7 protein-coding genes are annotated in these 14,432 nt (G+C 38.4%); 4 read left to right on the forward strand and 3 right to left on the reverse strand.

What is annotated here, in order from left to right:
- Positions 1-108: 108 nt before the first annotated feature.
- From ACP3T3_RS12790 to ACP3T3_RS12800, 3 genes are all read right to left on the reverse strand, one after another.
- Positions 109-1,935, reverse strand: coding sequence for an alkaline phosphatase (locus ACP3T3_RS12790; protein ID WP_426476240.1), 1,827 nt, complete (start codon positions 1,933-1,935; stop codon positions 109-111).
- A 122-nt stretch (positions 1,936-2,057) separates the two neighbouring features.
- Entirely contained in the window at positions 2,058-3,566 is a 1,509-nt protein-coding gene (locus tag ACP3T3_RS12795; protein WP_426476241.1) for a RagB/SusD family nutrient uptake outer membrane protein, read from the reverse strand.
- 28 nt (positions 3,567-3,594) lie between these two features.
- Positions 3,595-6,483, reverse strand: coding sequence for a SusC/RagA family TonB-linked outer membrane protein (locus tag ACP3T3_RS12800; protein ID WP_426476242.1), 2,889 nt, complete (start codon positions 6,481-6,483; stop codon positions 3,595-3,597).
- Between the two features lie 392 nt (positions 6,484-6,875).
- Here ACP3T3_RS12800 and ACP3T3_RS12805 point away from each other — a divergent pair, with 392 nt between their 5' ends.
- The 4 genes from ACP3T3_RS12805 (at position 6,876) to ACP3T3_RS12820 (ending at position 14,421) form a co-directional block, all read left to right on the forward strand.
- Positions 6,876-7,670: an SDR family oxidoreductase gene (locus tag ACP3T3_RS12805; protein WP_426476243.1), complete on the forward strand. Its 795-nt coding sequence runs from the start codon at positions 6,876-6,878 to the stop codon at positions 7,668-7,670.
- A gap of 124 nt (positions 7,671-7,794) precedes the next feature.
- Entirely contained in the window at positions 7,795-9,399 is a 1,605-nt protein-coding gene (locus ACP3T3_RS12810) for an autotransporter assembly complex protein TamA (protein WP_426476244.1), read from the forward strand.
- A 322-nt stretch (positions 9,400-9,721) separates the two neighbouring features.
- On the forward strand, positions 9,722-12,880 hold the full coding sequence (locus tag ACP3T3_RS12815; RefSeq protein ID WP_426476245.1) for a SusC/RagA family TonB-linked outer membrane protein: 3,159 nt from the start codon (positions 9,722-9,724) through the stop codon (positions 12,878-12,880).
- Between the two features lie 77 nt (positions 12,881-12,957).
- Entirely contained in the window at positions 12,958-14,421 is a 1,464-nt protein-coding gene (locus ACP3T3_RS12820; RefSeq protein WP_426479971.1) for a SusD/RagB family nutrient-binding outer membrane lipoprotein, read from the forward strand.
- Positions 14,422-14,432 lie beyond the last annotated feature (11 nt).

Genomic DNA, 14,432 nt, shown 5'->3' on the forward strand with positions numbered 1-14,432 from the left:
TAATTATAGGTATTAGCTTAATCTTTGAAAATTTTAAATTAATAAAAAAAGACCGTTTCGTTTTTGAAACAGTCCCTCTTTGTAAAAGTAAAAGTATAAATTAAAAAGTTATTTCTGAATTCCGTAAGCGGCCAGAATTTTGTTAAAGATCTCCGTATTCTCGAACAATCCTGTGAATTCTTTTGAATTGGGTCCGTAAGCAAAAACACTTGACGGAATAGAGGTATGATCATTCGTACTGAAGTTTCCGAAAATCCAGCCATCCTTTAAACTCCCGTCCAAAAGCGTTAACCCTCCTGTTTCATGGTCTCCCACCACAATTACTAAGGTTTCTTTATTCTCGTCAGCAAATTTCATGGCCTTCCCTACTACATGATCAAAATCCAGCAATTCTGTAACCAGCTGTTCTATATTATTGCTATGGCCTCCGCCATCGGTCTGGGAAGCTTCAATCATCATGAAGAATCCTTTTTTATTGTTCTTTAAATCATTTAAAGTAAGATCAAATGCATCAGCCAGCCAGTTTCCTCTTCCATTGGTTATTCTTTGTGAAGCCAGAGGATCAATAATCAGCGTACGGTTATTTATTTTAGTTACGGATTTCAAATCTTGGTAAAGATCTATTTTTGTTTCTTTGAATTTCTGCAGGTTATCCTGAGACAATCCGCTTGTAGGACCGCCGACCAGTATTTTAGTTTTCGAAGCAGCAAAATCTTTCAGAATAGACTCTGAACTGTTTCTGTTATCTGAATGGGCATAGAAATCTGCAGGAGTAGCATCGGTGACATCTCCTGTGGAAATCAGGCCTGAAACCATTCCTTTTTCAGCAATAATATCAGGAATTTGTGCGAGTGCTTTTCCCATATTGTCAACGCCTACAAACGTATTTTTGGTTTTCACACCGGTTGCAAATGCTGTGGAGCCTGGTGCTGAATCTGTAATGTAAGCATTGGATGAATTGGTTTTGGAAAGCCCTGTGGATCTCATGTTGAAAACATTTAACTTTCCTTTATTGGCTGTGAAAGCTGCATAGTATTGTGGTAAAGAAGTTCCGTCCGGAATAAGAAGAATCACGTTCTTTACTTTTTTCTCCACGCCATCTGATTGATAAGTTGGTGTATAAGTGGCGTATTCTTTTGTATTCTTATAAAAGTTTTTCGGAATCGTATTCATGAATTTTTTAAGATCCGGAATATGATCCGTATTGATATAATCCACTCCCAAATCCATCAGATTTACCCATGCATTGGGAAAATCGGGTGCTCCGTAAAAGCGGACCGGCTTCTGCAGAACATGAGCTTTGTCCACTGCACTTTTAATCTTTTGAGTTTCTTCATCCCTTGGAATTCCTTTTCCATTCCACTTTACCAATCCCGGAAGGTCTGCACTGAACATTCCGACTCTTTTTAATTCTTCTGGAGAATAGTTTTTATCAAGATCTCCATCGAAGTAAAGATAGTTCGGATAATTCTTAAAATCTGACGGTTGAGGTCTTCCTCCGGTAATGACAATTTTAATTCCTGGATTTCCAGTGATCTCGGGATATTTCTTTAAAGTATTTACCAAAGCTTCCAGTGATGTTTTATAATCCTGCTTAATATCAATCAGCAATTGGAGTTTCTTACCCGCATCGGGATAAATATTTCCTTTGTTCAGCTTAATCTGTTTTGAAATATGATCGAGATAAAGATTTTCCAGTGTTCTGTCTGCCGAAAGTTCTTTTTCGGTATGCGCTACCCAAAGATTTCCCTTTACCAGAAAAACATCTGCCTCAATAGAACCAAAGTTGGCATAATAAGCCTGCCAGAAAGGGACCTCCTGCATATAGTCATTATGCGAATGCGCATTCCCTACATTGTAATGTAAATAATTCTGAGCCTGATTTTCGGAAAAAACAGCCAGAGCCAATACTGCTAATATTTTTGATAGTTTCATTCGTATATCGTTATTATTTTATAGGTCAAATGAAACGACCTATCTCCATACCTTTGAAAAAACTATATCATCGCAGGAGCTTCTGCAATGATATAGTGACTTATATATAAAAGATTAAAATTTTACCAGCCTTCATTTTGTTTAATGATCCCATTACTGTTTACGATTTCAGCCTGCGGAACTGCCCAAACATTATGTACAGCTGGATTAAAGTTTCTTGCTGCCCAGACTACCTGTCCGTTGATCCCGTGCAGCGGTTTAGCATAAGCTGCCTGTGCATCTCCCCAGCGGACAAGGTCTCTGTGTCTGTCTGCCCATTCCCCTGCCAGTTCGCAACGTCTTTCATGCTTCAGATCGGCCAATGTACATCCGTTTTTCGGAGATAAACCTGCGCGTACTCTGATCATATTGATTTCCTGATCTGCAGATTTCCCCTGCATGAGTAAAGCTTCTGCTTTGATAAGGATTACCTCAGCATAACGCATGATCGGAACAGCAAGATCTGTACACGGATAATCTCCGTTGGCACTTACGTGGCCGCTGTTCAGCTGATATTTAAAGGCATCCATATATTTATTGAACTGGTATCCTGTAAGGGAATTGGAAGAAGCGTATATTCTTTCTTTTCCGTTGAAGGTAAATTTGTCACCTATTTTCAGAATGGTAGCACTTCTTCTAAGGTCTCCTGTTTCATATTCATCAAACAATTCCTTAGTCGGTTGGAAATATCCCCATCCGTTATATTCTCCCCATCCTTTGTTTTCAAGCATTACCCCCGGAAGGATACTTCCCCAGGCTGTAAATTTCGGAGTTCCCGGGATAGACCAGATATATTCTGAACTATAGTTATTTTCAGCTTTGAAAACATCTGAAAAATTCCCCAATAAAGCTCTGTTTCCTTTGGTCATGACTTCATTGGCCCAGAATTCTGCATTTTTCCAGTCTTTCATAAAGAGGTATACTTTTGCTAACAATGCCCATGCTGCTGCTTTATGAGGCCTGCCGTAATCTTTTGCAGGAAGTTCTGCTTGAGTAGGTAATAATTCTGCTGCTCTTTTCAGGTCGTTGACAATGTAGGTGTAATTTTCCATTACGTTGGCTGCTCTCGGAATCGGGTTGGGATCCGGATCTTTTGAACGGTCGATAATCGGAACTCCGGCTTTTTCGTTTCCGTAAGAGTAAGCCAGTTCAAAATACATTCTGCTGCTCATGAAAAGGGCTTCTCCAAGGTATTTATTCTTAATAGCCTGTGAAGTCTGAATATTATCCACATTACGGATTACACGGTTGGCCACTCCGATTACATTGTATCTTTTGTTCCACTGGGTTTCAAGATCTCCTGCTGCGATATAATTGCTGCTGAAGTTTTTTGCATTATCCGCTTCACTTTTTGCTCTTCCGGTTACCATATCATCACTGGCATTGATAAACCAGAACAGACCTCTTCCATAGAATTCTCCGTCGAATAAAGGCTTATACATGGCATTCGCTCCTGTAATAAGATCATTTTCTGTTTTCCAGAAGCTGGCTTCAGTGGGTGTTCCTTCGGGCTGAACATCCAATTCTCCTGTACATGAGAGAAGCATAACGGATATTCCTGATATTAAAAATATTTTATTGAAAAATTTCATTTCTTTTACTTTTTGTTGGTTAAAAAAATTATAATCCGATCTCCACTCCAAAGATGAATGAGCGTGCCTGAGGATATCTTCCGGTGTCTACTCCGTAAGAATTCATTCCTACTTCAGGATCAAATCCTGTATATTTCGTTATGGTAAACAGGTTGTTGGAAGTCATATAGATTCTCACTTTATTTACATCCAGCCTGCTATACAATTCTTTGGGTAATGAATACCCGATGGTAAGGTTCTTCAGTCTTAAATAAGATCCGTCTTCCACATAGAAATCTGATACTTTGGAATAATTACCACTCGGGTCGCCATGTACCAGTCTTGGAATATCGGTATTCGTGTTCTGAGGAGTCCATGCATTCAGGATATCTTTATCCATGTTGTAGTTCTGCCCTGTTCCACCCGGGTTCAAAGAAATAAACTTCATCCCGTTGAATATTTTATTTCCGTATACTCCCTGGAAGAATAAGTTCAGGTCGAAATTTTTCCAGGTCATATTATAAGAGAATCCATAAGAGAACTTAGGATACGGACTTCCAAGATTAACGAAGTCATTATTATTAAGCACTCCTGTATTTCCTTCCTTTTTCAGGAATTTGATATCTCCCGGCTTGGCATTCGGCTGGATAAGATTTCCGTTGGCATCTTTATAATTATTAATTTCTTCCTGAGTCTGGAAAATTCCTCCTGTTTTATATCCATAGAAAGAATACAGAGGGTCACCTATTTTTACACGAGTTGGTTTCAATACACCTCTTACTCCATTATCATTGATAAAGATCTCATCTACATTGGCAAGCTGCTTCACCGTATTTTTTAGTTGACTCATCGTGGCGCCTACTGAGAACGTAAAATCACCTGAAACTATTTTGTTGTAATTGATTCCTAATTCATACCCTTTATCCTGAAATAACCCGGCATTCACATACTGATTATTATACGTTGCCGTACTGGGTAAGCTTACATTGAAGATCTGATCTTTGGAATTTTTTACAAAGTAATCGAACTGTAAGGAAAGGCTGTTGTGAAGGAATGAAGCATCCACCCCGAAGTTGGTCTGCTCAGATTTACCCCATTTCAGATCGGGATTCGGACGTGTTGTTGCATAATATGCAATATTCTGTGAAGGATCCTGACCGAAAATAACATTATTGTCTCTGGTCATTAACGGATTTACAGCTTGTGGTGAAATCCCTCCAAGGTTACCCAGAATACCATAACTTCCTCTCAGCTTCAAACTAGACAGCCATGAAATATCCTTCATGAAATTTTCTTTTGAAACTACCCACGCACCGGAAACCGCATAATAGTTAGCAAATCTGTTCTGTTTTGCCACCAGTGAAGAGCCATCACGTCTTCCCAATAAACTTACGATATACTTTCCTGCATAATCATAGTTTACTCTCGCCAGATAAGAAACCAAAGATTGTTTGAATCTGTAACTGGAAACATCTTTATTGGTATCCGCAGCGTTCTGAAGATGTTGGAAAACCTCAGCTTCACTTCTGAAGTCATACGATTTTGCTACAAAGCCATCATCAATTGTTTTCTGGAAGGTAAACCCTCCAAGGAAATCAAAATTATGCTGTCCTGCTGAAATTTTGTACGTTAATAATTGCTCTGCAAGCGCTGTAGAAGAATTATTGGATTGGTATTCCAAATTATTGGTATCAAAAATTTTCCCTACTTCCAAAACTCTGTAGGTAAAGTTCTTCACATCCCCAAGCTTAAAAGTCTGTGAGAAGTTGGAACGGAATTTTAAATCTTTTGCCAGTGTAATTTCAGCATAAGGATTGATTAAAATTTCGTGGGTAGGATTTCTGATGCTGATCCTTTTTAGATACGCTACCGGGTTGATCATATCCCCATAACCTCCTGCCACATCAATCGGCAGTCCTGAAAACGCACCGCTTGGCGTATATACCGGAACATTCGGCGGATAATACATGGCCGCTACCAAAGCTCCCGTATATCCACTCTTGGTATCTGCTGTGTTTCCGTCAGAATAATTATAGTACATATTTTCTCCGATCGTCAGCCAGTCTTTTACTTTATGTTCAGAATTCACTCTGAAATTGTATCGTTTTGCCTGAGTATTCAGTAAGATTCCTTCCAGACTTCTGTGGTTCATTCCCACAAAATATCTGGATTTTTCACTTCCCCCGCTCAAGTTCACATTATATTCCTGAATAGTTCCGGTTCTGAAGATTTCTTTCATCCAGTCTGTTCTGGTAATTCTTCCGTCCGGATATTGATTGGGATTAAAAGCCATTGGTAGACTTCCCAGCTTGCCTGCATTTTCATAGGCTTTGTACATCACATCCTGGAATTCTGCTGCATTCAGAGATTCTTTCAGTCTCCAGGCCTCGTTCAGGCCGTATTTAACATCAAAATCTACGGTAAGATTTCCTTTTTTCCCTTTTTTAGTGGTAATAAGAATCACCCCTCCGGAAGATCTGGCTCCGTAAATAGCTGCAGAGGCATCTTTAAGGACTGAAATATCCTGAATATCGTTGGGATTAATAGATGGCGTTCCGTTAAAAACCACTCCGTCTACAACATACAGAGGAGTTTCTCCGTTAATACCACCCAACCCACGAATATTTACCTTAGGTGCCCCGTTAGGATCTCCACCTTCGTTGACAACAGTTACTCCCGGGGCTTTGCCCTGAAGAACTTCTCCTACACCAGACAAAGATCTGGAAGTAAGCTTATCCAGTGAAGCCTCCGAAACGGCACCGGAAACTTTACTCTTTTTCTGTGTTCCGTACCCGACAACCACAATTTCATCGATGGATTTTTCTTTTAAGCTGTCTTTTTTCTGAGCGAGGAACATCGGTGAAGCTGATATTGCACCAATAAGTAATACCCTTCCCGTTAAATACATTACTGAGACAGGGGTTTTAAATACATTCATGATCTCCTTTTTGATTAGGTGCAAAATTAGATCAGTCTGCATCCAACAATCATTAAGGGTTTCTTATGTTTTTATTAATAAATTTTAGCTTTTTAAAAACTTCATCTACCACAAAACAAAATCAAAAACCTGTATTTCAATTATATAAGCAATTAAAAGTAATCATTCCCGTGATATTGAATGCAGGATTGAGATTAAGTTTGTCTTAAGTTTATCGTCATACCGGATAAATACATGAAGAAATCATTAAAATTATTTCAGGAATAATAAATATCCGAGTTCATTTTTCTTTTTTTACATTTGCTGAAAATAGATTTTACTTTTGAACAAGGACTTTTAAAACGTTTCACAGGCATCAGAAGAAAATAAACATTAAAAATCATACGAATTCAATGACCATCATTATAACAGGAACCTCATCAGGAATAGGGTTTACCTTGGCCGAATATTTTGGTAAAAAAGGACATAAAGTATACGGATTAAGCAGAAAACATACAGAAAGCCAGTATTTCAAATCTATACCCACTGATGTAACCGATAACACCGCTGTTCAGAATGCTGTAGCTGAGGTTTTAAAAACAGAATCTAAAATTGATGTGTTGATCAATAATGCCGGAATGGGAATGGTAGGTGCCGTAGAAGATTCTACGAAAGAAGATATTCTGAAACTTTTCAGCCTGAATCTTGCCGGACCTGTACAGATGATGAGCGCTGTGCTTCCGAATATGCGTGAGCACAAGTTTGGAAAAATCATCAATGTTTCCAGCATCGGAAGTGAAATGGGACTGCCTTTCCGCGGATTTTATTCCGCTTCAAAATCGGCGTTGGATAAAGTAACAGAAGCAATGAGGTATGAAGTATACCCATGGAATATTGACGTATGCTCGCTGCATTTGGGAGATATTAAAACCAATATTGCAGATAACAGAGTCATTGCAAGAGTTTCCCAGCCTTATAAAAATGTTTTTGACAAAGTATATGCGCTGATGAATTCTCATGTGAATGACGGAACTGAGCCGTTGGAAGTAGCAGAATACATTGAAAAACTTTTAGCAAAAAATAAATGGAAAGCTCATTATTATTTTGGTAAATTCGGGCAGAAAATCGGGGTTCCTTTGAAATGGATTCTTCCCCAGGGAACTTATGAGAATTTAATGAAGAAATATAATAAACTGGATAAAAATTAGTTGATTGATAAGGCGCATTGTCATTCTGAACACTGACTGAAAGTCTGCGAACGTAGTTCAGAAGTGCAGTGAAGAATCTTTTTACTGAAGATTTCTCAATTCCCTTCACATTCATAATGATAAATTGAAACTGTTTTTTAAAATATTTTTTGTACTGTTCTGCGTTTTTACCCAAGCGCAGAAGAAACAGTATTGGCTGATTGATACGGAAACCAAAATCAGAAAAAAAGTAAAAGATTCCACTTCTGCAGTCAAGTTTCTGGATTCGCTGGCTCAAAGCAATTATTTCTTTACCCAACTGAAAGATGTAAAAATAAAGGGCGACAGCACTGAAATTTTCTACGATAAAGGAAAGAATTTTAATGAAACGTATGTCAACCTTACGGATTCTCTGGTTCAGAAACTGAAAATTCAGAAAGATTTTTTCACTAAGAATTTAGATTCCACCAAAAAAAGTATCAATAAGACTTATATTGATGAAGGCTATTCTTTCAGCAGAATCAAATCCAAATATAAAGGTCAGAAAAACGGCTACCCTATCATAGAGCTTGACATCAACAAGAATGATAAAAGAACGATCAACAGCTTTGTTATAAAAGGATACGAAAAAGTGCCCAAAAGGTTCATCAAAAACATGGAAAAGGAGTTCAAAGGCAAAAACTATGATGACAAAAACCTTTTGGCTATCAACAAAACATTTCAAAGCCATCCCTTTCTGACTCTTGAACGGCAGCCACAAACTTTATTCACAAAAGATTCCACCAGCATTTATCTGTTTCTGGAAAAGAAAAAGACGAATACCTTCGATGGTGTTATTGGTTTTGGAAATGACAAAAGCTCAAAGTTTACGTTAAACGGCACCATGAATGTCAACTTCAGGAATATGTTCAATGGTTTTGAAACGGTCAATTTATACTGGCAGAGAAATCCGGATAAAGGGCAGAATTTTGATCTTCAGGTGGATATTCCGTACCTGTTCAAATCGAATGTCGGGATGAATGCAAAAGTGAATATCTACAGACAGGATTCTACGTTTGCCAATGTAAAATTCCTGCCTGCTTTCTATTATCATATCAACAACCGAAATAAAATAGGGTTCAGAGGAACTTTGGAAACCTCCACGATTATTGATTCTCTGTACGTGCAGGGAAAAGACTACAACAAAAAAGGGATCGGGGTATGGTTTGAAATGACAGAACCTACTGATATTGATCTTTTTCTTTATAAAACAAGGATCAATGCCGGGTATGATTTCTTAACAACCACTTATTCTAAAGATAATATCAAAGCAACTCAAAACCAGTTTTATTTCTTTGGGGAACATAATTATCATATTTCCGGAAATCACTTCCTGAACATTAAAGCGGAGGGTGCCATGATGGATTCTAAAATAGAGTTCTCAGCCAATGAATTATATCGTTTTGGAGGCTGGAACTCCATGCGGGGATTCAATGAAAATTCCCTCGCTGCTGACTTTTATTATTATGGAAGTCTGGAATACCGCTACCTGATCGGCAATCAGGCCTTCTTTGATGTTTTCGGACAATACGGACAGCTCAATAATAAGTCCTTACATGTCAAACCCAAGCTCTACAGTGTCGGGCTCGGTTTCAATTTCTTCATTCCTATCGGTTTGATGAGTTTCCAGCTGTCTAATGGTAATGAGTTTGGAAATCCTTTTAAGTTTAATGATATCAAAATTCACTGGGGAATTCTGAGCAGGTTTTAAAAAGAAAGGAAGAGGGAAGCTGGAGGCTGGAAGTTATCGAAGTCACAGTTTTACTATCCTATTATTTTATAGAAAGGCTTTTCTTCAAAAATTTATTACTGAGGGCTTCAAGAAGTTGGCAACACCACCATAACTTCCAGCTTCCCTCTCCCAGCATCCTAACTAGTATTCATATAATAAAGCAAAAGTCTCTATACAAAAGACATTTTCTATTTTACTTTTCTATTAATTCTTCATGTTAAAAAATATTAAATCGTATTTTTATTTTAATACTTCATTAAAACACTGGTAACAGTACTCAGCTAAATTTGTCTTCAAAAAAATGAAGAAAACTCTAGCCACTTTTGCCGTTTTTTTACTTCCTCTTTATTTTTCTGCCCAGGAAATTAATATATCCGGAAATGTAAAAGCTGAAAACGGTTCTGGTGTTTCCGGTGTGAATATCACCGATAAAAACACAGGAAAGACCGCTATCACAGATGAAAATGGCAACTTCACCATTTCTGCAAACCCAAAAGACATCCTTGAATTTTTTGCTCCTGATTTTTCTGTTTATACCGTTGAGGTTTCTTCAAAAAAACAGTATACCGTGGTCTTAAAAAAGCCAAACGAAAAGCAGATTGAAGGCGTTGTCATTACCGCATTAGGTATTGCCAAGAAGAAAGAGAAGATCGGGTATTCTACTCAGGAAGTGGGAACGAAACAGTTTGAAACCATTACCACACCAAGTATTGGAAACCTGTTTTCCGGGCAGGTTGCCGGCCTGAATGTATCTAACCCAACGGGAATGCAGCAGGCGCCGCAGTTTACTTTGAGAGGAAACTCCAACCTGGTGTTTGTCATTGATGGTGTGATTGTGGAAAGAGAGGTTTTCCAGAATTTAGATCCTAACAATATTGAAAATATCAACGTATTGAAAGGGGCTACCGCTTCTGCTCTATATGGTTCAAGAGGTCGTTACGGAGCCGTTTTAATCACCACAAAAAATGCAAAGAAGAAAGGTTTCTCTGTAGAATTCTCTCAGAATACCATGATCACCGGAGGATTTACCAATCTTCCGAAAACCCAGACTGAATACGGAAACGGTTCCCATGGGAAATATGAATTCTGGGACGGAGCTGATGGCGGGGTGAATGACGGAGATATGATCTGGGGGCCAAAATTTGTTCCCGGTTTACAGATTGCCCAGTGGAACAGTCCGGTCAGGGATAAAGTAACCGGCCAGGTAGTTCCGTGGTACGGAGCTGTGACAGGAACTCAGTATGATGATAAGTCAAGGTATGAAAGGGTTCCGATCGACTGGAAATACCATGATAATTTAAATACTTTCTTAAAACCAGCGGTGATCAACAATAATAATTTTGCGATCAGCTATAGAAATAATAAAGATGTATACAGGTTCTCAGGAAATTTCATGAATTATGATGACAGGGTTCCCAATTCCTATCTTCAGAAATATGGAATCAACTTCTCTTCTGAAAACCATCTTGGTGAGAAATTGATCTTTGATACGAAATTCAACTTCAACCAGGCTTTCACCCCTAATATCCCCAACTACGATTACAACCCAAGCGGACACATGTACACCATTCTAATCTGGATGGGTGGTGATGTAGACGGAAAAGACCTGAAAAATCACATGTGGATTCCCGGAAAAGAAGGAAGAGCACAGGCCAACTGGAATTATGCATGGTACAATAACCCATGGTTCGGAGCTGAATATTACAAGAATCAAAACCGAACCGATATTATCAATGCACAGACAGGTTTAGAGTATAAAGCTACACAGGATCTATCGGTAAAAGGTAAAATATCCCTTGTTGAAAACCACAGCAAAACGGAAATACTGAGTCCTTATTCTTATTTCAATTACAGTGCGCCGAGAAGCGGTGGTTATATTTTGAAAGATAATAAAACATGGAACCTTAACTACGATGTTCTGGCGACCTACAAGAAAAAAATATCTGACAACTTTGATTTCACCATCAATGCCGGAGGTTCAGCTTTCTATTATAAAAACAACAGTAATGAAAGATCTACGGACGGATTGAAAATTCCTGAAGTATACACATTTGAAAACTCTATCGGAGCACTGAAAAATTACACCTATCTGAAGGAAAAGCTGATTTACAGTGCGTATTCTACCATTGATATTGGATTGTACAATGCTTTCTTCATCAATATTTCAGGTCGTAACGACTGGTCTTCTACTCTGCCTAAGGCCAACAGGTCTTACTTCTATCCTTCTGCGTCAATCAGTGCAGTAATTTCAAACCTGGTAAAGCTTCCGGAGTCTGTCAATATGCTGAAACTTTCTGCTTCATGGGCAAAAGTAGCCTATGACTTCCAGCCTTATTCTATCAGAAATTATTATCTGAATAATCAGGGAATTACATTCAACGGAAATCCGACTTATTATTATCCAACAACGCTGAATGTAGAAAACTCTTTGAAGCCGGAGCAGACAAAATCATATGAATTAGGGTTAAGCGCTGGCTTCCTGAATAACAGAATTACTTTAGATGCCACTTATTTCAGAACATTAGATTATAATAATATCCTTCAGTTCCCGGCGGCAGAATCATCAGGTTTCACCTCACAATATGTAAACGGAAACGAATATACCACTAAAGGTTTTGAAATCACTCTGGGTATGGTTCCGGTAAAAACCGCTGATTTCAGCTGGAAAACATTGATCAACTGGAGTACTTACGAACAAAAGCTGACTTCCATTTATGATAATATGCCGAACTACCAAAACATTAAGTTAGGCGAAAGAATGGACAGCTATTATGACTATACCTGGCAAAAGTCCCCGGACGGAAAAGTTATTCTTGATGCCAATACAGGAATGCCGACAAGAGCCAATGCACCAAGCAACCTGGGACATTTCAATCCGGACTGGACTTTTGGGTTCAACAACTCATTTAAATATAAAAAATTCACTTTAAATATTGGAATAGACGGAAGCATAGGAGGTATAATGAGATCCCAGGTAGTGGAAAAAATGTGGTGGGGAGGAAAACATCCTAATTCTGTAGCCTACAGAGATCTTGAATATGCAAATCCGGGAACGTATTATTTTGTACCGGATGGAGTAAACTACAATCCTGCAACCGGTCTTTATACGCCACACACAAAAGCAATCAGCTTCCAGGACTGGGCACAGAACTATCCATACCAGGCAAGGGTAACGCAGGATGAAAGTGAAGAATTTGCCAACGTTTTTGACAGAACTTTCATCAAGCTGAGATCTGTAGTATTGGAGTATGATTTTTCTTCGCTGCTTAATCCGAAAGGGATGGTGAAAGGTTTCACTGCCAATATTTCTGCTTATAACCTGGCAATGTGGAAAAAATCGAAGAATCTTTACTCAGATCCTGATTTCCAAATCAGAACAGGGAGAAAAGAGGATGTAAGCAACGATATTCAGGATCCATCCAGCAGATGGTTCGGAATCGATTTTAATCTTAAGTTTTAACTAAAAAGTACGTCAAGACAATGAAAAATAATATCAATATAGTGAAAGGGCTAAAAGGCAAAACAGCCAAAGGGTTAATGAAGATTATATTTGCTGCAGGACTTCTGACATTGGCTTCATGCGAATCTAATCTGGAGACCATCAATGAAAACCCTAATGACCAAGCCAGCATTGATCCGAAATATCTTCTAACCTATGTTTCAAAATATACCTTCCAGGTAGACGGAGATAATATGTATGCTTCAAGAATGATGATTGGTACTGATGGAGAAAATTCGTATCAGTATATGAAATGGAATGACACTTCTTTTGAAGTCTATACGAAAGGACTTCTGAATACAGGAAAAATGATGCAGGAGGCAGAGAAAAGAGGAAATAAAAATTATCTGGCCATCGGAAAGTTTTTAAGAGCTTATCATTTCTTTAATATCAGCTTAAAAGTAGGAAGTGCCCCATATTCTGAGGCTGCAAAGGGTGAATCCGGAATTACACAGCCTAAGTATGATACTCAGGAAGCCATCATGTCCGGAATTTTATCAGAATTAAAAGAAGCCAATGATCTTATTAATACCAACGATAAAATTGAAGGTGACATTGTATACAACGGCGATGCTTTAAAATGGAAAAAGCTGATCAACTCATTCCGTCTCAAAATTCTGATCACTTTATCTAAAAAAACAACGGTGGGAAGTTATAATATCGCTTCTGAATTTGCTTCAATTGCAGGAAGCCAGTCTCTTATGACATCCATTGCAGATAACGGTGAACTTAAATTCGCTGATGCTGCAGACAGCAGATATACCATGTTTAACAACAGCGGATATGGCTCCAGTTTGTATATGGCAGACTATTTTATCAATATGTTCAAAGACAGGCATGATCCACGTTTGTTTACGTTTGCAGCACAGACTACCGGAGCGAAAGAAGCAGGAAAAGCCATCACTGATTATACAGGATATAACGGTGGAAATCCTACATCCCCATACTCTGATAATGCAGCACTGATCACAGCAAAAAACATTTCCAAAGTAAACGATCGTTTTTATAAAGATCCTACCAATGAGCCCGCTTCTGTATTAAGTTATTCGGAACTTGAGTTTATTCTGGCAGAGGCTGCTGCAAGAGGCTGGATTTCGGGATCTGCCAAAACACATTACGATAATGCCATCAAAGCAAGTTTCAATTTTTATCAGACGTATGTAAAAAATCCGGGACAATATTTCTCAGGATTTGATGTGAATCAATATCTGGCAACTCCTTTAGTAGTTTATAATAATGCTGATCCACTACAGACACAGCTGGAAAAGATCATGACCCAAAAATATATGACCATGTTCCACCAGGCCCAGTGGACTTCTTATTATGATTATTTAAGAACAGGCTACCCGAACTATCCTTTAAAATCCGGAGTTGCAGCTCCTTTCAGATTCCGATATCCGCAGTCTGAATACAACTATAACAGCAGTAATTTAAAAGCTGCTTTAGCCGCTCAGTATGGAGGAAATGATAATATCAACTCTAAACCCTGGTGGTTACAATAAAAATCTGATTA

Origin of the sequence: Chryseobacterium sp. CBSDS_008, assembly GCF_049959325.1 — a bacterium.
Taxonomy (GTDB): Bacteria; Bacteroidota; Bacteroidia; order Flavobacteriales; family Weeksellaceae; genus Chryseobacterium.

Excerpts from the sequence above, each read along its gene's own strand:
- ACP3T3_RS12790 (WP_426476240.1), bottom strand. The coding sequence starts at position 1,935 with ATGAAACTATCAAAAATATTAGCAGTATTGGCTCTGGCTGTTTTTTCC.
- ACP3T3_RS12795 (WP_426476241.1), bottom strand. The coding sequence starts at position 3,566 with ATGAAATTTTTCAATAAAATATTTTTAATATCAGGAATATCCGTTATG.
- ACP3T3_RS12800 (WP_426476242.1), bottom strand. The coding sequence starts at position 6,483 with ATGAATGTATTTAAAACCCCTGTCTCAGTAATGTATTTAACGGGAAGG.
- ACP3T3_RS12805 (WP_426476243.1), top strand. The coding sequence starts at position 6,876 with ATGACCATCATTATAACAGGAACCTCATCAGGAATAGGGTTTACCTTG.
- ACP3T3_RS12815 (WP_426476245.1), top strand. The coding sequence starts at position 9,722 with ATGAAGAAAACTCTAGCCACTTTTGCCGTTTTTTTACTTCCTCTTTAT.
- ACP3T3_RS12820 (WP_426479971.1), top strand. The coding sequence starts at position 12,958 with ATGAAGATTATATTTGCTGCAGGACTTCTGACATTGGCTTCATGCGAA.